14 protein-coding genes are annotated in these 18,238 nt (G+C 73.8%); 8 read left to right on the top strand and 6 right to left on the bottom strand.

Annotation, left to right across the window (positions count from 1 at the left end; translation table 11 throughout):
• Positions 1-281: 281 nt before the first annotated feature.
• Positions 282-1,880 (top strand): apolipoprotein N-acyltransferase, encoded by a 1,599-nt coding sequence (gene lnt, locus ACWDBE_RS16645; protein WP_449788781.1) that lies wholly within the window; start codon positions 282-284, stop codon positions 1,878-1,880.
• Here the strand turns inward: lnt and ACWDBE_RS16640 are convergent.
• From ACWDBE_RS16640 to ACWDBE_RS16620, 5 genes are all read right to left on the bottom strand, one after another.
• On the bottom strand, positions 1,856-2,620 hold the full coding sequence (locus ACWDBE_RS16640; RefSeq protein ID WP_449788782.1) for a VOC family protein: 765 nt from the start codon (positions 2,618-2,620) through the stop codon (positions 1,856-1,858). The genes lnt and ACWDBE_RS16640 overlap by 25 nt on opposite strands.
• Positions 2,621-2,931: 311 nt before the next feature.
• Positions 2,932-3,807, bottom strand: a complete 876-nt coding sequence (locus tag ACWDBE_RS16635; protein WP_449788783.1) for an AraC family transcriptional regulator — start codon at positions 3,805-3,807, stop codon at positions 2,932-2,934.
• Between the two features lie 145 nt (positions 3,808-3,952).
• Positions 3,953-5,344, bottom strand: coding sequence for an NADP-specific glutamate dehydrogenase (gene gdhA / locus ACWDBE_RS16630; protein ID WP_449808384.1), 1,392 nt, complete (start codon positions 5,342-5,344; stop codon positions 3,953-3,955).
• 390 nt (positions 5,345-5,734) lie between these two features.
• Positions 5,735-7,852: a putative bifunctional diguanylate cyclase/phosphodiesterase gene (locus tag ACWDBE_RS16625; protein ID WP_449788785.1), complete on the bottom strand. Its 2,118-nt coding sequence runs from the start codon at positions 7,850-7,852 to the stop codon at positions 5,735-5,737.
• Positions 7,853-7,988: 136 nt separating this feature from the next.
• Positions 7,989-8,795, bottom strand: coding sequence for an SAM-dependent methyltransferase (locus ACWDBE_RS16620; RefSeq protein ID WP_449808383.1), 807 nt, complete (start codon positions 8,793-8,795; stop codon positions 7,989-7,991).
• A 247-nt stretch (positions 8,796-9,042) separates the two neighbouring features.
• On the opposite strand from ACWDBE_RS16620, the gene ACWDBE_RS16615 reads away from it, so the two are divergent.
• The 7 genes from ACWDBE_RS16615 (at position 9,043) to ACWDBE_RS16585 (ending at position 17,193) form a co-directional block, all read left to right on the top strand.
• Positions 9,043-9,561, top strand: coding sequence for an SRPBCC family protein (locus tag ACWDBE_RS16615; protein ID WP_449808382.1), 519 nt, complete (start codon positions 9,043-9,045; stop codon positions 9,559-9,561).
• A 10-nt stretch (positions 9,562-9,571) separates the two neighbouring features.
• The gene (locus ACWDBE_RS16610) at positions 9,572-10,834 is read left to right on the top strand and encodes an aminotransferase class I/II-fold pyridoxal phosphate-dependent enzyme (RefSeq protein WP_449808381.1); all 1,263 of its coding nucleotides are present in this window, start codon (positions 9,572-9,574) and stop codon (positions 10,832-10,834) included.
• A gap of 264 nt (positions 10,835-11,098) precedes the next feature.
• On the top strand, positions 11,099-12,397 hold the full coding sequence (egtA, locus tag ACWDBE_RS16605) for an ergothioneine biosynthesis glutamate--cysteine ligase EgtA (protein ID WP_449808430.1): 1,299 nt from the start codon (positions 11,099-11,101) through the stop codon (positions 12,395-12,397).
• Positions 12,394-13,842, top strand: a complete 1,449-nt coding sequence (egtB, locus tag ACWDBE_RS16600) for an ergothioneine biosynthesis protein EgtB (RefSeq protein ID WP_449808380.1) — start codon at positions 12,394-12,396, stop codon at positions 13,840-13,842. Before egtA ends, egtB begins: the two co-directional genes overlap by 4 nt.
• Positions 13,842-14,591 carry an ergothioneine biosynthesis protein EgtC gene (gene egtC, locus ACWDBE_RS16595; protein ID WP_449788790.1) on the top strand — a complete coding sequence of 250 codons (750 nt, stop codon included), beginning with the start codon at positions 13,842-13,844 and terminating at the stop codon, positions 14,589-14,591. Before egtB ends, egtC begins: the two co-directional genes overlap by 1 nt.
• Positions 14,592-14,642: 51 nt before the next feature.
• The gene (gene egtD, locus ACWDBE_RS16590; protein WP_449808379.1) at positions 14,643-15,614 is read left to right on the top strand and encodes an L-histidine N(alpha)-methyltransferase; all 972 of its coding nucleotides are present in this window, start codon (positions 14,643-14,645) and stop codon (positions 15,612-15,614) included.
• A gap of 151 nt (positions 15,615-15,765) precedes the next feature.
• Complete coding sequence (locus ACWDBE_RS16585; protein ID WP_449808429.1) at positions 15,766-17,193, top strand: sugar porter family MFS transporter; 1,428 nt, start codon at positions 15,766-15,768, stop codon at positions 17,191-17,193.
• 229 nt (positions 17,194-17,422) lie between these two features.
• Here the strand turns inward: ACWDBE_RS16585 and ACWDBE_RS16580 are convergent, their stop codons facing one another.
• Entirely contained in the window at positions 17,423-18,157 is a 735-nt protein-coding gene (locus ACWDBE_RS16580) for a TetR/AcrR family transcriptional regulator (protein ID WP_449808378.1), read from the bottom strand.
• Between the last annotated feature and the right edge of the window lie 81 nt (positions 18,158-18,238).

Raw genomic sequence — 18,238 nt, 5'->3', positions numbered from 1 at the left:
GGGCGGGGCGAGGTGGGGTGGGGCGGGGCCAGGGCTCTCAGTCCTCCGGCCCCGCGCCGGGTTCGCCGGCCCGCCCCGGGTTCGCCGGCCGGTGTGGCCGTCCGTCGGCCGGTGTGGCGGTGCGCCGGCCGGTGTGGCGGTGCGTCGGCGGACCGGCTCGTCAGTTCGATCGCGTCCATTGGTACGGCCGAGGCCACTGGTTCCGGACATCATGTTTCCGTCACCCGTTCGGCTGATCAACGTACTGGTGGTGTACGCCCTTCCAGCGGACAATACGGGTCATGCCGCGTCGCTCCGCTCCCGCCAGCCCGCCCCTGAGCACGCCTGCCGCCGAGGAACGGGAGCCCCACGCGCCGCACCGGTACCGCGCGCGGATCGGTGCGCTGGCGGCCGGAGCGGTACCGGTGCTCGCCTTCCCCGCGCCCGGGCAGGCCTGGCTGGCCTGGGTCGCGCTCGTCCCCGGACTGCTGCTGATGCAGCGGGCGCCGTCGGGCCGGGAGGCGGCGGTACGCGGCTGGTGGTTCGGCTCGGGGTTCATCCTGACCGCGATGTACTGGCTGGTCCCGTCCATCGGGCCGGGGCTGCCCGTGCTCGCGGTGCTGTTCGGGGCGCTGCAGAGCGCCGTCGGGTACACCGTGCACCGGCTGCTGCACCCGCGGCTGACCGCCCGTCGGGCGGCGCTGGCGCTGCTGGTCGTGCCGGCGGTCTGGGTGACCACCGAGTACGCACGGTCCTGGCCCGCGCTCGGCGGGCCGTGGGCGCTGCTCGGCGCCACCCAGTGGCAGCACCCGGCGATCCTCGGGCTGGCCTCGGCCGGCGGGATCTGGCTGGTCAGCGCGGCGGTGGCGGCGGTGAACACCGGGGTGCTGATCGCGCTGACCGCGGTGCACTGGCGGCCGCGGGCCCTCGCCGCCGGGTCCGTGGTGCTGGTGCTGGCGTGCGGCCCGCTGCTGTTCGCGCTGCGTGCGGCGCCGGCCGGCGACGGGGCGGTGACCGTGGCGCTGGTCCAGCCCGGCATCGTGGAGGACCCGCAGGCCCGGTTCGAGGCGAGCGCGCGGATCACCGCCGGACTGGTCGGCCGGCCGGTGGACCTGGTCGTGTGGGGCGAGAGCAGCACCGCCGCGGATCTGGACCGCGACCCGGCCGCGCTGGACGCGCTGCGCCGGCTCGCCGCGGCCACCGGCGCCGAGGTCGTCGCCGGGGAGGACGCCCGCAAGGCCGACGGGCCGATCTCCAAGGACGCGGTGCTGGTCTCCCCCACCGGCGTGGTGGACCGCTACCGCAAGATCCGGCTGGTGCCGTTCGGCGAGTACATCCCGCTGCGGCCGATGCTCGGCTGGATCGCCGGGGTCAGCCGGGCCGCGGGCGAGAACCGGGCACCCGGCACGTCCTTCCACCTGCTGGCCGCCACCGACCGGGCGGGTGCGCCGCTGCCCGTCGGGGCGCTGATCTGCTTCGAGTCGGCCTTCCCCGACATGGGCCGCACCGCCGCCCGGGACGGCGCCCGGGTGCTGGTCTACCAGTCCTCGACCTCGACCTTCCAGCACACCTGGGCGCCCGAGCAGCACGTCTCGCTGGCGGCGATCCGGGCCGCCGAGACCGGCCGGCCGGCCGTGCAGGCCTCGCTGACCGGGGTCTCGGCCGCCTTCGACGCCCAGGGCCGGGAGCTCGCCCGGCTCGGTACCGACGGCACCGGGGCGCTGACCGTCCGGCTTCCGCTCACCGCGCCCGGGACGCTGACCTGGTACGACCGGGTCGGCGACGTGGTGCCGCTGGGCGCGCTGGCCGTCACGGCGGGGGCGGCCGGGGTGGCGGTGGCCGGGTGGCGTCGCTCGCGCGCCCTGCGGCGTGCCGGTCAGCCCTCGGCGCCGGCGGTGTAGACGCCGAACGCCGCACCCTGGGGGTCGCGCAGCACGGCGATCCGTCGGCCGCCCGGCGTGCCGGTGGCGGGCATCAGCACGTCACCGCCGAGCGCCGCCGCCCGGCTGACGGTGTTGTCGGCGTCGGCGGCCGCGAAGTACGGCAGCCAGTGCGGGGCCACCTGCGGCGGGAAGCGGTCGTCCATCGTCAGCACGCCGCCGAAGTCCCGGCCGTCCAGCCGCCACTGGGGGTAGCTCTCGGACGGGGCGACGTCCCAGCCGAAGACCGCGGGGTAGAAGGCGAGCGAGCCGGCCGGGTCGCGGGTGAGCAGTTCCGCCCAGCCGAGCGAACCGGGCTCGTTGAACACGCCGGCGCCCTTGAAGGAGCGGCCCTGCCAGAGGATGAACACGGCGCCGGACGGGTCGGCGGCCACCGAGAAGCGGCCGAAGTCGAACGCGTCGGTGGGGTCCTTCAGGATCCGGCCGCCGGACTCCTTGATCCTCGCGGCGGTCGCGTCGGCGTCGGCGACCGCGATGCAGACCGTCCAGGCGATCGGCTGCTGCGGGGCGTAGCGCGGGGTGATGGCGGCGGCCGGGGCGCCCCCGACCAGCATCTGGGTGTAGTCGCCGTCCCCTGGGCGGGCGCTGTGGTCCTCCTGCCAGCCGAAGAGCTCGGTGTAGAAGGCCCGGGCGGCGGGCGGGTCTGAGGTGCCCAGCTCCGTCCAGCAGGGGGCGTTGGTGGTCACGGAGGTCTGCTTCATGGCGTCTGTCCTCGCAGCTTGGTCGTTGCTCGGGAACCCCCGAGTCTTCGGCGCCTCGGCCCCCGCACCTCCTGCCCCAGCATGCGGGGCGGGGGCGGAGCTTGGCGGGCGGTGGTGGGCCGAACGGGGTGGGCGGGGCGCGGATGGGGCGGGCGGAGCGGGCCGGTCGCGGCCGTCGGAGCGGGTGGGGCGTGGACAGGGGGTGGACGAACAGATGACAGCTGACAGATTTCGAAATCTGTCAGCTGTCATCTGTCATCTGTCATCCGTTTTCGGTTATCCGTTGTCGGTTATCCGTCGGCTGTCACCTGTCAGCCGCGCACGGCCCGCGCCACCGGGATCCACAGCTCCGCCTCGGCGTCGGCCGTCCCCGGGACGGAGCGGGTCCGGAGGATCTCCGGGCCCGGCCGCGCCTCGTACGGGTTGGACGGGAACCACTGGGCGGCCACGTCCCCCCACATCTCCTGCAAGGCCTGCGGGAACGGCCCGGTGTTGGTGAACACCGCCCAGGTGCCCGCCGGTACGTCCAGCACGTCCAGGTCCGCCGGGACGGCGACCCCCTCGCGCGCCACCACCGCGTGCCAGTAGTCGAGTTCGGACCCCTCCTCGCGGTTCGGCGAGAAGCCGTCGCTCACCGAGACGATCCCGGCCGGGTCGTCCCCGGACAGGGCGGCGATCCGTTCGACCGTCTCCTTGCCGAGCCCCTTGACGAACTCGGCGATCCCCGGGTTGATCCCCATGTAGATCAGGGTGACCCGGGCCTTCCGGCCGACGATCCGGAAGTCCGGCCTCTCGACGATCCGGTATTCCATGCTGCTGCTTCCTTCCACGACGAGTCGGAAGGACATCCGGGGCTGGGAGACGAGCACCGCACCGCCGCGCCGGGCCTCGCCCGGCCCGACTCCGTGCATGGCCCGGAACGCCCGGGCGAACGCCTCCCCCGAGGAGTACCCGTACCGGACCGCGACATCGAGCAACGTCCGTTCGCCGTCCAGCACTTCGGCCCCGGCGACGGTGAGCCGTCGACGCCTGACGTACTCCGACAGCGGCATTCCGGCGAGCATCGAGAACAGCCGCCGGAAGTGGTACTCCGACGTCATCGCGATCCGCGCCAGCTCGGCCACGTCGACCTCGCGGTCCAGGTCCCGTTCGATCCGGTCCATCGCCTGGTTCAGGTGCTCCAGCACGCCGACCCCCGTCCTTCCCTTACTGCGTCCACCGTAGGAAGGACCCACCCTGCCGCACCCGACAATCGGTGCCCGCTCGGGTCGGGTACCGATCGCCGGGCGACGGCCGTCGGCGGCTCGGGGCCGGCGGCCGTGACACGACGGGTCAGATCAGGCCCTGGGCCAGCATCGCGTCCGCGACCAGCTCGAAGCCGGCGATGTTCGCGCCGACCACGTAGTTGCCCGGATGGCCGTAGCGCTCGGCGGTGGTGAAGCAGGAGTCGTGGATGTGCTTCATGATCCCGGCCAGCCGCTCCTCGGTTTGCTCGAAGGTCCAGGAGTCCCGCGAGGCGTTCTGCTGCATCTCCAGCGCGCTGGTCGCGACGCCGCCCGCGTTCGCCGCCTTGCCCGGGCCGAAGGCCACCCCGGCCTCCTGGAACACCCGCACCGCTGCCGGGGTGGTGGGCATGTTCGCGCCCTCGGCGACAGCGAGCACCCCGTTGCGCACCAGGGCCAGCGCGTCGGTCTCGGACAACTCGTTCTGGGTGGCGCAGGGCAGCGCGACGTCGCAGGGCACGCTCCACACGCTCGGACCGTCGACGAACCGGACGTGGCCGCCGCGCAGTCGGGCGTAGTCGGACACCCGGCCCCGCCGGACCTCCTTGACCTCCTTGAGCAGGTCGAGGTCGATGCCCTTCTCGTCCACCACGTAGCCGGCGGAGTCGGAGCAGGTGAGCACGGTCGCGCCGAGCTGCTGCGCCTTCTCGATCGCGTAGACCGCGACGTTGCCGGATCCGGAGACGACCACCCGGCGCCCGTCCAGGCTCTCGCCGCGGCTGTGCAGCATCTCGGAGGTGAACATGACGCAGCCGTAGCCGGTGGCCTCGGTGCGGACCTGCGCGCCGCCCCAGCCGAGGCCCTTCCCGGTGAGCACGCCGCTCTCGTACCGGTTGGTGATCCGCTTGTACTGACCGAAGAGGTAGCCGATCTCCCTGCCGCCGACGCCGATGTCCCCGGCCGGCACGTCGGTGTACTCGCCGAGGTGCCGGTACAGCTCGGTCATGAAGGACTGGCAGAACCGCATGATCTCGGCGTTCGAGCGGCCCTTGGGGTCGAAGTCGGATCCGCCCTTGCCGCCGCCGATGGGCAGGCCGGTGAGCGCGTTCTTGAAGATCTGCTCGAAGCCGAGGAACTTGACGATGCCGAGGTTCACCGAGGGGTGGAAGCGCAGTCCGCCCTTGTACGGGCCGAGGGCGCTGCTGAACTCGACCCGGAAGCCGCGGTTGACGTGGATGTCGCCGGAGTCGTCCGTCCACGGCACCCGGAACATGAGCTGCCGCTCGGGCTCGCAGATCCGCTCGATGATCCGGGCGTCGAGGAGTTCGGGGCGGTGGGCGAGCACCGGCGCCAGGGTCTCCAGCACCTCGTGGACGGCCTGGTGGAACTCGTCCTCGCCCCGGTTGCGGCGGACCACGTCCGCGTAGAGCGCCTCGATCGCGCGCTGCTCCGCGTCGAAGGAGGAGGGGGAGGAGTTGGGGGTGGCGGGGGTCGTCGGCATCTGGTCAGGACCCTTCCGTGTCGTCGATGGGCATGGCGCGGTTGTCCCGGCGGGCCTGAGGGACGTGCCCAGGAAACGCGGCCAGTCTCGCAGTGTCCACACCGCGGGTCCCGCACCATCCACATGCTGGAAGCCGTGGTGGGGCGGCACCTGTCGGCGAGCAACGTCCGCTACCTGCGGGCGAAGGCGGAGCGGACGGGCCATTCGATCGAGCTCTCCCGACTGGTCAGCTGAGGAGCCGCGCGCGGGGACGGAACGACGGCCGACGGATGACAGCTGACAGATTTCAAAAACTGTCAGCTGTCATCCGTCACCTGTCGGCGGTCAGTTGTTCGCCGTTCGCCGCGGACCCGAGCCGGCCCCGACCGGGGCCCGAGCGTCAGGCCTGCCTCAGCGCTCCTCGACCGGGCGCCCCAACGGCTCCTCCACGATCCGCCGGGCGATCTCGTCCGGCCGCACCGGGCGGCCGAAGTGCCAGCCCTGCGCCCAGTCGCAGCCCAGGGTCCGCAGCCGCTCGGCGTCCCGGTGGGTCTCCACGCCCTCGGCGGTGACGTTCAGCCCGAGCGCGTGCGCCATCGAGACCAGTCCGCTGACGATCCGCCACCCGGTGGACTCGTCCTTCCCCGGTTCGTGCAGGTCGCCGACGAAGGAGCCGGCGATCTTCAGCCCGGAGACCGGCAGGTCGCGCAGGTAGGCGAGGTTGGACCAGCCGGTGCCGAAGTCGTCCACGGCCAGCGACACCCCGAGGTCGACCAGCCCGTGCAGGGTGCGCAGCGCCTCGTCCTCGGGGCCGACCACGGTCGACTCGGTGATCTCCAGCTGCAGCCGGGCCGGGTCCAGTCCGGTGCTGTCGAGGATCCGGCCGAGATCGGTGACCAGGGCGGCGCTGCGGGCCTGCCGGACCGCCAGGTTGACGTTGAGCTGCGGGGCGGCGTCGCCGTACCGCTTGATCCAGTCCGCGGCCTGGCCGCAGGCCTGCTCCAGCACCCAGCGGCCGAGCGGCATGATCAGCCCGGTCTCCTCGGCGGTGGTGACGAACTCGTCCGGGCCGAGCACGCCGAGCTGTGGGTGGCGCCAGCGCACCAGTGCCTCCACGGCGGCCAGCCGGCCGTCCGCGAGGCGGTAGAGCGGCTGGTAGTCGATGAAGAACTCGCCGCGGTCGAGGGCCGCGGGCATCCGCACCGAGACCGCGTAGCGGCTGACCGCCCGGGCGTTCTCCTTGGGGTCGAACAGCGTCCAGCGGCCGCGGCCGGCCTCCTTGGCGCGGTAGAGCGTGAGGTCGGCGGCCCGGACGGCGGCGCCGGGGGTGGTGGTGGACACCCGCCGCTCCAGCACGCCGACACTGGCGCCGACGGCGAGCTTGTGGTCGCCGATCAGCACCGGCCCGGCCAGCGCCCTGAGCACGGTCTTCGCGGCGGCCACCGCCTCCTGCTCGCCCCGGCACCTCTCCAGCAGGACGACGAACTCGTCGCCGCCGAGCCGGGCCACCAGGTGGCCGAGCGGGCTGAGGGCGGCCTTCAGCCGGGCGGCGACGGCGGCCAGCAGTTGGTCGCCCATGTCGTGGCCGAGGCTGTCGTTGACCACCTTGAAGCCGTCGAGATCGACGTAGCAGAGGCCGAAGCGGGCGCCGGGCTCGGGCTCCTCGAACAGCTTCTCCAGTCGCTCGAAGAAGGCCGCGCGGTTGGGCAGGCCGGTCAGCGGGTCGTGGGTGGCCTGGTGGCGCAGCCGTTCCTGTAGCCGGTAGCGGTCGGTGACGTCCTCCAGCATCGCGACCTGGTACTGCGGCGTGCCGTCGTCGTCGCGGATCAGCGAGACGGTCAGGTGGGTCCAGATGATCTCGCCGTCCTGGCGGTAGTACGGCTTGTCGAACTGGAAGTAGTCCCGCTTGCCGCTGATCAGCTCCTCGTACGCCTCCCACACCCCCGGGGTGTCCTCGGGGTGGACGAGGTCGCCGACCCGGCGGCCGATCATGTCCTCCGGGCCGGCGCCGAACAGCTCCTGGAGGGCCTTGTTGACCGCCAGGATGTTGCCGTCCGTGTCGCCGATGCCGATGCCGATCGCGGCGCTCTCGAACAGCGCCCGGAACCGGGCCTCGGAGGCGCGCAGCGCCCGCTCGGCCTCCTTGCGGGCGGAGTCGGCGGCGGTGCGGATCGCCTCCTGCTCGGTCAGCGTGCGCTCGCGCAGGGCCCCCGCCCAGCCGGCCGCGAAGGCGCCGGTCAGGGCCGGGCCGCGGTCGTCGGGGACGGGCTGGGCCTGGAGCAGTTCGACCGCCCTGGCCAGCAGCACCGGGTCGGTGAAGTGCGCGTCGACCAGTTCGGCGCCGGCCAGCGCGGCCAGTCGCGGCTCGAACGGGTCGTCCTCCTGGGCGCGGTGCAGCAGCGCGGCGGTGCGCGCGACCAGCCGGCCGAGCAGGCCGGGGTGGACGGCGATGCCGTGGTCGGCGGAGAGCAGTCGGGCCCAGTCCTCGTGGAACCGCTCCGCGTTGCCGCGCACCGGGGTGGTACTCATCTGCTGAACCTGGTTCCTCTGTGGTGCACGCCGGTCCGGGCGGTGCGTGTCCCGATGCCGCCCGGACCCGGCGCAGCGCTCCCGGCGGCCGCCGCGCAGGGCGTGCGGCCGCCGGTGCGTCGTCCGTCGCGTCCGCTCAAGGGCGGAATCCCACGCCCGCCACCCCGGCTATCCGCTCGGGGTGCTCGCCGACCGTGCCGGGCTGGTCCGGGCGCCACAGCGGCAGGTGGACCACGCCCGGCTCGACCAGCTCGAAGCCGGAGAACATCGCGGTGATCTGCTCGTGGGTGCGCATGGTCAGCGGGGTCGGCGTCCGCTGGTACAGCTTCTGGTGGTCCTCGGCCTGGTCGGGGCGGCCTTCGAGGGAGGCGTGCGAGAGCACCAGCGCGCTGCCGGGCGGGAGGGCGTCGCGGATCACGCCGATCAGCTTCCACGGGTCCTCTTCGTCGGTGACGAAGTGGGCGACGGCGACCAGCAGCACGGCCACCGGCTCGCCGGCCGCGAGCAGTCCGGTGACCTCGGGGCGGGCCAGCAGGTCGGCGACGTCGCGCAGGTCGGCCTGGACGGCGTCGCTGCCGTGGTCGTCCTCGAGCAGCAGGCGGCTGTGTGCGACGGCGACCGGGTCGCGGTCGACGTAGACGACCTCGGCCTCGGGGCGGATCGCCCGGGCGATGTCGTGCACCGCGCCGAAGGTCGGGATGCCGGAGCCGATGTCCAGGAAGCGGCTGATGCCCTGTTCGGCGAGGAAGGTCACGGCGCGGCGCAGGAAGGCGCGGTTGGAGCGCATGATCTGCGGCAGCTCCGGCCACAGGGCGATCGCCTTGCGGGCCATCTCCCGGTCGACCTCGAAGTTGTGCGAGCCCCCCAGGTAGTAGTCGTAGACCCGCGCGGCGTTCGGTTTGTCCAGGTCTGTGCCCTCCGGGACCCAGCTCGGTCGCCGCATGCCTGTGACTCCTTCACTCCGGTTCTGGGGATGCAGCGCCCTGGGGATGCTGCCGTGACTGATGAGACTACAAGCACGGAAGATCCTCCCCCGCACCTCGAACGGGTGCAAGCGGAGTGCACCCTTCCCTACGGGCGGGCGCTTGTGGAGCGTTCACCTCCGGTCCGACCCGTACCGCGGACCGGTTCGGCAACGCTCCGACCGCATTCGCCCTCCGGGCCGGCCGGGCCGGACCTAGGGTGGGGCCGTGGACCCCAACCACTACCGATTCCGGGGCGTCTGGCGGCTCGCGGCCCCGGCACCCCTTGTGTACGCGGCGCTGGAGGACGTGCGCGGCTACCCGCTGTGGTGGCCGGAGATCCGCGAGGTCCGGCCGACCGGGGAGGACTCCGGGGAGGTGGTGGTGCGGGCGCTGCTGCCGTACCGGCTGGTGATCGGCCTGGCGGCGAGCCGGCGCGACCCGGTCCCCGGGGTACTGGAGGTGGCCATGAGCGGCGACCTGACCGGGTGGTCCCGGTTCACGGTGACGGCCGACGGCTCGGGCAGCCGGGTGCTGTTCGAGGAGGACACCCGGCCCGGCAAGGCCCTGCTGCGACGGCTCGCCCTGCCGCTGCACCCGCTGTTCCGGGCCAACCACGCGGTGATGATGAGCCGGGGGCGCCGGGGGCTGGCGGCGCACCTGGCGGGGCGGGTGGCCGATGACGGGCGTCGGACGGCGGTCGCTGCGGGACGCGGTTGCCGGAGGACGGAGGCGGAGGGCGGGTGACGGCGAACAGATGACAGACGACGGCTTTCAGCGGACAGATGACAGATTTCGAAATCTGTCATCTGTCCGCTGCGCCTCCGACCCCGGCCCCGACTTCGACCCCGACTTCGGATTCGACACCCCCTTCGACCGCGCCGGGACCGGCAGCAGCAAGTGGGCCCGCGCCGACGCCCCCGGGGTGATCCCGATGGGCCTCGCGGACATGGACCTGCCCGGCCCACCCCCCGTCGCCGCGGCGCTGGAGCGGCGCGCCCGCCACCGCGCGTACGGCTACACGGTGTGCGACCCGGCCGGCCGCACGCTGGTGGCCGACTGGTACCGCGCCCGGCACGGCACCGAGGTCGACCCGGACTGGGTGCTGCTGCTGCCCTGCGGCCCGCGCACCGCCCTGCGCGTCCTGCTGGAGACCGTACGGCCGCAGGCCCCGGTGCTCTTCCCCACCCCCGAGTGGGGCGGCTTCGCCCAGCTCTGCCGCGCCGCCGGCCTCCCGTACCGCGAGTTGCCGCTCCTCCGGGGCCCGGGCGGCTACCGGCTGCCACCCGGCCCGCTCCCCCGCCCCGCCGCAGCGGTACTGCTGAGCAACCCGCACAACCCCTCCGGCACGGTCTGGTCGGCCGAGGCGGTGCGCGGTCTCGCCGCCTCGGCAGCCGAAGGCGGCGCACTGCTGGTCTCGGACGAGGTGCACGGCGACCTCACCCACCCCGACGCCGCCCAACCCGGCGCAACCCGCCCCGACGCCACCCGTCCTGGCCCCGCCCACCCCGTCGCCGTCACCGTCGCCGACCCGGCGCACCGGCACCTCGTCGTCACCCTCAACTCCGTGGGCAAGACCTTCAACTGCTCCGGGATCCCCAGCAGTTTCGCCCTCGTTCCCGACGCCGCCCTGCGCGCCCGGTTCGCCGAGGCACTGGCAGGCTACGGCCTCTGGGAGGGCGGCCTGCTGGAGCAGACCGTGCAGCAGGCGGCACTGCGCGAGGGCGGTCCCTGGTTGGACGCGCTGCTCGCCCACCTGGCCGCCGCCCGCACCCTGCTGACCGACCGCCTCGGGCCCGCCGTCCGCTCCACCCCGCGGGCCTCCTACCTGCTCTGGCTGGACTCGGCCGCGCTCGGTCTGCCGCCCGCGAACGCCCGCCGGGCGCTGTTGGAGCGCTGCGGCCTGGAGGCCTCCGACGGCGCCGAGTTCGGCCCCGGCGGCCGGGGTTCGCTGCGTCTGAACTACGCCCTGCCAGGCCCGGTGCTGGCGACCGTCCTGGAGCGGTTGGAGCGCCTGTGACCCCGGCACATGCCTCGCTCGCCCGCCCTCGGAACGCGACCCCCCGACCCGCCGGAAAACCCCGGCATCACCCGTTCGCCACACTTCTGACCTGCGGAAACGTATGTTCATGCGAATTTTGCGGGGCGCCCCCGCATGCTCCGTAGCAGACTGGGCAGGGTAGACCGGGCCGCAATCGTGATCCCGAGGATGGTGAGTCCGGTGATACCGGTATCCCGCACCACTCCGCCCGACCGGCAGAGCACGCCACCGCCCCCGCCCGGGGTGACCCCGTTGACCGAATCGGGGGCGCGCAGCCACGTGTCGGGCGTCTGCTTCAAGATCGGACCGCCCCGGCTGGTGGGGGTGGAGGTCGAGTGGTTCGTCCATGACGAACGATGTCCCTCCCGGCCCGTACGGCCCGAACTGCTCCACGCCGCGCTGGAGTCGCTGCCCCTCGGCGGCTCGGACGGCACCTCGCTCCCCTCCGGTTCGCGCGTCACGCTCGAACCCGGCGGACAGGTCGAGCTCAGCTCCCCGCCCGCCACCGGCCTCCTGGCCTGCGTCGAGGACACCCGACGCGATCTGACCGCCCTGCGGGCCGCCTTCGCGGCGCAGGGCCTGCGACTCACAGGCACCGGGACGGACCCCCTGGCCCGCTCCCGACGGATAGTGCTGGACCACCCCCGCTACCTCGCGATGGAGCGTTTCTTCGACTCCGCCGGGCCCTGGGGCCGGATCATGATGACGGGTACCGCGTCGGTGCAGGTGTGCCTGGACGCCGGCGAGGCGGACGGCCCGCAGGCGGTCGAGCGCCGCTGGAGCCTGGCCCACCGGCTGGGCCCGGTACTGGTCGCCGCCTTCGCCAACTCCCCTGTCCTGGACGGCAGTCCGACGGGCCACCGGTCCACCCGCCAGACCGTCTGGTCGCGGATGGACCCGACCCGCACGCTCGCCCCTGAGCCGGACCACGGGGACCCTCGCGAGGCCTGGGCGCAGTACGTGCTGGATGCCCGGGTGCTGTGCGTGCGAAGGCCCGAGGGTCTGCCGTGGACGGCCCCCGCCGGACTGACCTTCCGCGACTGGATCCGCGGTGCGGGCGAACGCCCGCCCACGCTCGACGACTTGGAATACCACCGCACCACCCTCTTCCCGCCGGTACGCCCGCGCGGCCACCTCGAGCTGCGGATGGTCGACGCCCAGCCCGGGGACGGCTGGGTGGTGGTCACCGCGCTGGTCACCGCGCTGCTGGACGACCCGGTGGCCGCCGACGCCGCGCTGGCCGCGGTGGAGCCGCTGGAGCCGGCGACGGGGGCGGACGGTCCGCGCGCACCGCGCAACGAGGTCTGGCGCCGCGCCGCCACCCTGGCCATGGCCGACCCCGAACTCCGCCGGGCCGCCCTCGCCTGCTTCGCCGCCGCCGACGCCGCGCTGGGCCGCCTGCCCGGTGCCGGACGGCTGCGCACCGCCGTCGCCGAGTTCGCCGAGCGCTACCCCGCGCGCGGCCGCTGCCCGGCTGACGACCAGCTGGACGCCCTGCGCTCCGGCGCCCTACGCACTCCCCCGGAGGAGGCCGCACCATGACCGACGTCCGACCCCACGGGGGCACCGGGGCAGGCCGCACGGACCGCACCGACGCCACCGCCCCTGCCGGCGCCCCCGCCACCGACGCCACCACCCCTGCCGGCGCCACCGGCAGCATCGGCGCCATCGACAGCATCGGCACCGAGGCGCTGCGCGAGAGCATCGCCACCGAGCTGCTGGCCGCCCGCGCCCGCACCGCCGCGCTGACCGACTGCGTCGAGGACGGCGATCTCACCGCCCAGCACTCCCCGCTGATGTCGCCGCTGGTCTGGGACCTCGCGCACATCGGCAACCAGGAGGAGCTCTGGCTGCTGCGCAACGTCGGCGGCCGCGACCCGATGCACCCCGAGATCGATCCGCTGTACGACGCCTTCCAGCACCCCCGCGCCGAGCGCCCCGGCCTGCCGCTGCTGCCGCCCGCCGAGGCCCGCGCCTACGCCCACGACGTACGCGGCCGGGTGCTGGACCTGCTGGCCGGCAGCCCGCTGGAGGGCGCGCCGCTGCTGGAGGCCGGGTTCGCGTTCGGGATGATCGCCCAGCACGAGCAGCAGCACGACGAGACGATGCTGATCACCCACCAGCTCCGCCGGGGCGAGCCGGCCCTGGCCGCTCCCCCGCCGCCGCCCGCACCCGCCGACGCGGCCACCCTGCCCGCCGAAGTCCTCATCCCCGCGGGGCCGTTCACCATGGGCACGGACACCGAACCGTGGGCACTGGACAACGAGCGCCCGGCGCACACCGTCGACCTGCCGGCCTTCCTGCTGGACACCACCCCGGTCACCAACGCCGCCTACCAGCGCTTCATCGCGGACGGCGGCTACGACGACCCGCGCTGGTGGACGCCGGAGGGCTGGGAGCACCGTCGGCGCGCCGACCTGACCGCCCCGCTCTTCTGGCGCCACCAGGACGGCCAGTGGCTCCGCCGGCGCTTCGGCACGGTGGCGCCGGTCGAACCCAACGAGCCGGTGCTGCACGTCAGTTGGTACGAGGCCGACGCGTACGCCCGGTGGGCAGGACGGCGGCTGCCGACCGAGGCGGAGTGGGAGAAGGCGGCCCGCCACGACCCGGCCACCGGCCGCTCCCGCCGCTACCCCTGGGGCGACGGCCCGCCCGGCCCCGAGCACGCCAACCTCGGCCAGCGCCACCTGCGCCCGGCCGGGGCGGGCAGCTACCCGCAGGGCCGGTCCCCTTACGGCGTCCGGCAGTTGATCGGTGACGTGTGGGAGTGGACGGCCAGCGACTTCCGCCCCTACCCCGGCTTCCGGGCCTGGCCGTACAGGGAGTACTCGGAGGTCTTCTTCGGCCCCGAGTACAAGGTGCTGCGCGGCGGCTGCTTCGCGGTGGCGCCGGTCGCCTGCCGGGGCACGTTCCGCAACTGGGACTACCCGATCCGTCGGCAGATCTTCGCCGGGTTCCGCACCGCGCGCGACCTGGAGGCTGCCTGATGTGTCGTCACATCGCGTACGTGGGCGAGCCGGTGGCGCCCCGGGAGTTGTTGGTGCACCCGCCGTTCGGGCTGTACCGCCAGTCCTGGGCGCCCCGGGTCCAGCAGTACGGCACGGTCAACGCGGACGGCTTCGGCCTCGGCTGGTACGCGGACGGGGACGAGGTGCCCGCGCGCTACCGCCGGACCGGGCCGATCTGGGCGGACGAGACCTTCGCCGACCTCGCCCGGGTGGTCCGCACCCGGGCACTGCTGGCCGCCGTCCGCTCCGCCACCGAGGGCTGCGCGCCGGGCGAGGGCGCGGCCGCGCCGTTCGCCGCCGAGCGCTGGCTGTTCAGCCACAACGGCGCGGTGGCCGGCTGGCCCGGCAAGCTGGACGCGCTGGCCGCCCTGCTGCCCCCGGCCGAGCTGCTGGACCTCGAGGCGCGCACCGACTCGGCGCTGCTGTGGGCACTGACCCTGCACCGGCTGCGGGCCGGCGCCGGGCCTGGCGAGGCGCTGGCGGGCACCGTCGCCGACGTCGCCGCGCACACCACCGGGCGACTCAACCTGCTGCTCACCGACGGCACCGTGATCGCCGCGACCACCTGGGGCGACTCCCTGTACCACCGCGCGCTGCCGGGCCTCGGCACGGTGGTGGCCTCCGAACCGTACGACGACGCGCCGGGCTGGACGCCCGTCCCGGACGGCTCGCTGCTGCTGGCCGACCCGCGCGGCGTCACCGTGAGCCGCCTCCCCGGCCGCAACTGACCCCCACTCCACACTCTCCCTTCACTTTCTGAACAGAGGAACCACCCTGTCATGGACACCTTCGATCTCACCCGACTGCTGCCCGCCGACCACTTCAGCACCGCGCTGCGCCACGACGTGCAGCACGGGCTGACCTCCCAGCCCAAGTGGCTGCCGCCGAAGTGGTTCTACGACGCCCGGGGCAGCGAGCTGTTCGAGGAGATCACCCGACTGCCCGAGTACTACCCGACCCGCGCGGAGCGGGCCATCCTGGCCGCCCGGGGCGGCGAGATCGCCGCCGCCACCGGGGCCCGCACCCTGGTCGAACTGGGCTCCGGCTCCTCCGAGAAGACCCGGCTGCTGCTGGACGCCCTGCGCGCGCTCGACACCCTGGAGACGTACGTCCCGGTGGACGTCAGCGAGAGCGCGCTGACCTCGGCCGGCGCCGCGCTCGCCGCCGAGTACCCCGGGCTCGCGGTGCACGGCGTGCTCGCCGACTTCACCGCCCGGCTCGGCCTGCCCCCGGAGGGCGGCCCGCGCCTGGTCGCCTTCCTCGGCGGCACCCTCGGCAACCTGCTGCCCCTGGAGCGCGCGGCCTTCCTGCACGGCCTGCGCGCGGCCCTGGAGCCGGGCGACTTCCTGCTGCTCGGCACCGACCTGGTCAAGGACCCGGCGGTGCTGGTCGCCGCCTACGACGACTCCGCCGGGGTGACGGCCGAGTTCAACCGGAACGTGCTCAACGTGCTCAACCGCGAGCTGGGCGCCGACTTCGACCCGGACGCCTTCGAGCACGTCGCGCTCTGGGACGCGGAGCAGGAGTGGATCGAGATGCGGCTGCGCTCGCTGCGCGCGCAGACCGTGAAGATCCCGACCCTGGACCTGCCGGTGCACTTCGCCCGGGGCGAGGAGCTGCGCACGGAGGTGTCGGCCAAGTTCCGCCGGGAGCGGGTGGCCGGGGAGCTGGCGGCGGCGGGGCTGCGGCTGACCCACTGGTGGACCGACCCGCAGGGCCGGTTCGGGCTCTCGCTCTCCTCGCCGGTCTGATCGGCGCGCCCCGGGCTCCCGTGGCGCCCCAATTTGCTTGTTCACCTTACGAATTCTCAGAGCAAAACTTGAGGGTCCTGGTGTACAAGACTTAAACGAATAGGGGTTACGATCTCGGCTACCGAGCTCAGCGTTGAGTACCAGGAGTCAGATCGTGAGCGTCACCCAGAAGCCCTCCGGGGCGGTCGAGGCCCCCGTGCCCGGCCGCCTCGGCTTCGTCGTCTTCATCACCGCGGCAGCGGCCCTCGGCGGCTTCCTGTTCGGCTACGACAGCTCCGTGATCAACGGCGCCGTCTCCGGCATCCAGGAGAAGTTCGGCGTCGGCAGCGGCGTGACCGGACTGATCGTCTCCTCGGCGCTGCTGGGCTCGGCGATCGGCGCGGCGCTCGCCGGACGGTTCGCCGACCGGTACGGCCGCATCAAGGTCATGAAGGCGGGCGCGCTGCTGTTCGCGGTCAGCGCGGTCGGTTCGATGCTGCCGTTCTCCGCGTGGGACCTCGCCCTGTGGCGCGTCCTCGGCGGCGCGGCCATCGGCATCGCCTCGGTGATCGCCCCGACGTACATCGCCGAGGTCGCTCCGACCAGGTACCGCGGCCGGCTGGCCTCCTTCCAGCAGGCCGCGATCGTGCTCGGAATCGCGATATCCCAGCTGGTCAACTGGGTGCTCGCGCAGGCCGCCGGCGGCGACACGCGCGGCCACCTGCTCGGCCTGGAGGCCTGGCAGTGGATGCTCGGCATCTGCGTCGTCCCGGCCGCGGTCTACTTCGTGCTCGCCTCGGTCATCCCCGAGTCCCCGCGCTACCTGATCCAGGCCGAGCGCCTGGACGAGGCCCGCAAGGTGCTCGCCGACGTCGAGGGCGAGGGCGTCGACCCCGACGCCCGGATCACCGAGATCCGGACGCTGATCGCCTCCGACCACCGCCCGCGCTTCCGCGACCTGCTCGGTGGCCGGTTCGGCCTGCTCCCGATCGTCTGGGTCGGCATCGGCCTGTCGGTCTTCCAGCAGCTGGTCGGCATCAACGTGATCTTCTACTACTCGTCGATCCTGTGGCAGTCGGTCGGCATCGACCAGAGCAACTCGCTGCTGATCAGCTTCGTCGGCTCGGTGATCAACATCCTCGGCACCGTGGTCGCGATCGTGCTGGTCGACCGGATCGGCCGCAAGCCGCTCGCCCTGATCGGCTCGGCCGGCATGGCGGTCGCGCTCGGCACGGCCGGCTGGGCCTTCTCCTCGGCCACCGGCAGCGGGGACAACCTCACCCTGCCGGACCTCCAGGGCACCGTGGCGCTGGTCGCCGCCAACGCCTTCGTGCTGTTCTTCGCGATGTCCTGGGGCGTGGTCGTCTGGGTGATGCTCGGCGAGATGTTCCCGAACCGGATCCGCGCCGCCGCGCTCTCCGTCGCCGCCTCCGCGCAGTGGATCGCGAACTGGGCGATCACCGTCTCGTTCCCGTCCATGTCGCGCTGGAACCTGTCGTCGACCTACCTGATCTACGCCGCCTTCGCGGCGCTGTCCATCCTCTTCGTGGCGAAGTTCATGAAGGAGACCAAGGGCGTCCGACTGGAGGACATGGGCTGATCCGCCCGTCGGACTCTCGGCCCCCGCACCCCGGCGCGATCAGCGCGAGGGTGCGGGGGCCGAATCGTTTCCGCCGGTCCGGGATCGCCCTGCGGAGGGTCGCGAGGCGGGGGCAGGGCCCCGGGGCGCGAAGCGCGGGGCGGGGACCCCGGGGCGCGGGGCGGGGGGGGTGCCGGCGGAGGCCGCGGGGCGCGGGCCCTGGGGTCGGGCGAGGCGGGGGTCCGGCGGCTCAGGTCCGCTCGGCGAGCCGGGCGTAGCGCAGGGTGAGGCCGTCGAGCAGCGCCTCCAGCCCGGTCTCGAAGGCGCCCTCGTCCACCGTCCCGCGGTGCCCGGCCAGCCGGTGCGCCTCGCCGAGGTGCGGGTAGTCGGCCGCGTCGTAGACGTCGGCGTCCGCCGGGAAGCCGGCCGCGAAGGAGGCGAGGGCCGAGCCGGTGACGAAGTAGCGCATCAGGGCGCCGATCCTGGTGGCCTGGCCGCGCGGCCATCCGGACTCGACCAGGTGGCCGAAGACCGCGTCGGCCAGCCGCAGCGCGTTCGGCCGCCGCCGGGGGCCCTGGGCGAGCACCGGGACGATGTTGGGGTGGGCGGCCAGCGCGGCGCGGTAGGAGCGGGCCCAGTCGCGCAGCGCCTCGGCCCAGGGGGTGGCGGGGGTGGCGGCGGTTCCGGCCGCCCCTGCGGTTCCGTCGACTCCGGCCGCCCCTGCGGCTTCGTCGGCTGCGGCGGTCCCGGTGGTTTCCGCGGTCCCGAACATCGACAGGTCGACCTCGCCGATGACGCTGTCCACCACCGCGTCCAGCAGGTCGTCCTTGGTGGCGAAGTGGTTGTAGAGCGACGGCCCGCTGACCGACAGCTCGGTGGCGAGTCGGCGGGTGGAGAGGGCGTCCAGCCCCTCGTCGTCGATCAGCCGCAGCGCGGCGGCGACGATGCGCTCTCGGCTGAGCAACGGGGTGCGTGGACGGGCCATCGCGACGGGTTCCTCCGGTTCGTCCGGTCGGGTGCGTGGGGACCGATTCTGGCAGGTGCCTCTTCCCAGCGCGGGCCGGGC

This window comes from Kitasatospora sp. NPDC001132 (genome assembly GCF_053598415.1).
The sequence above is the reverse complement of the archived record's forward strand: the minus strand, read 5'-3'. Positions and strand labels throughout refer to the sequence as shown.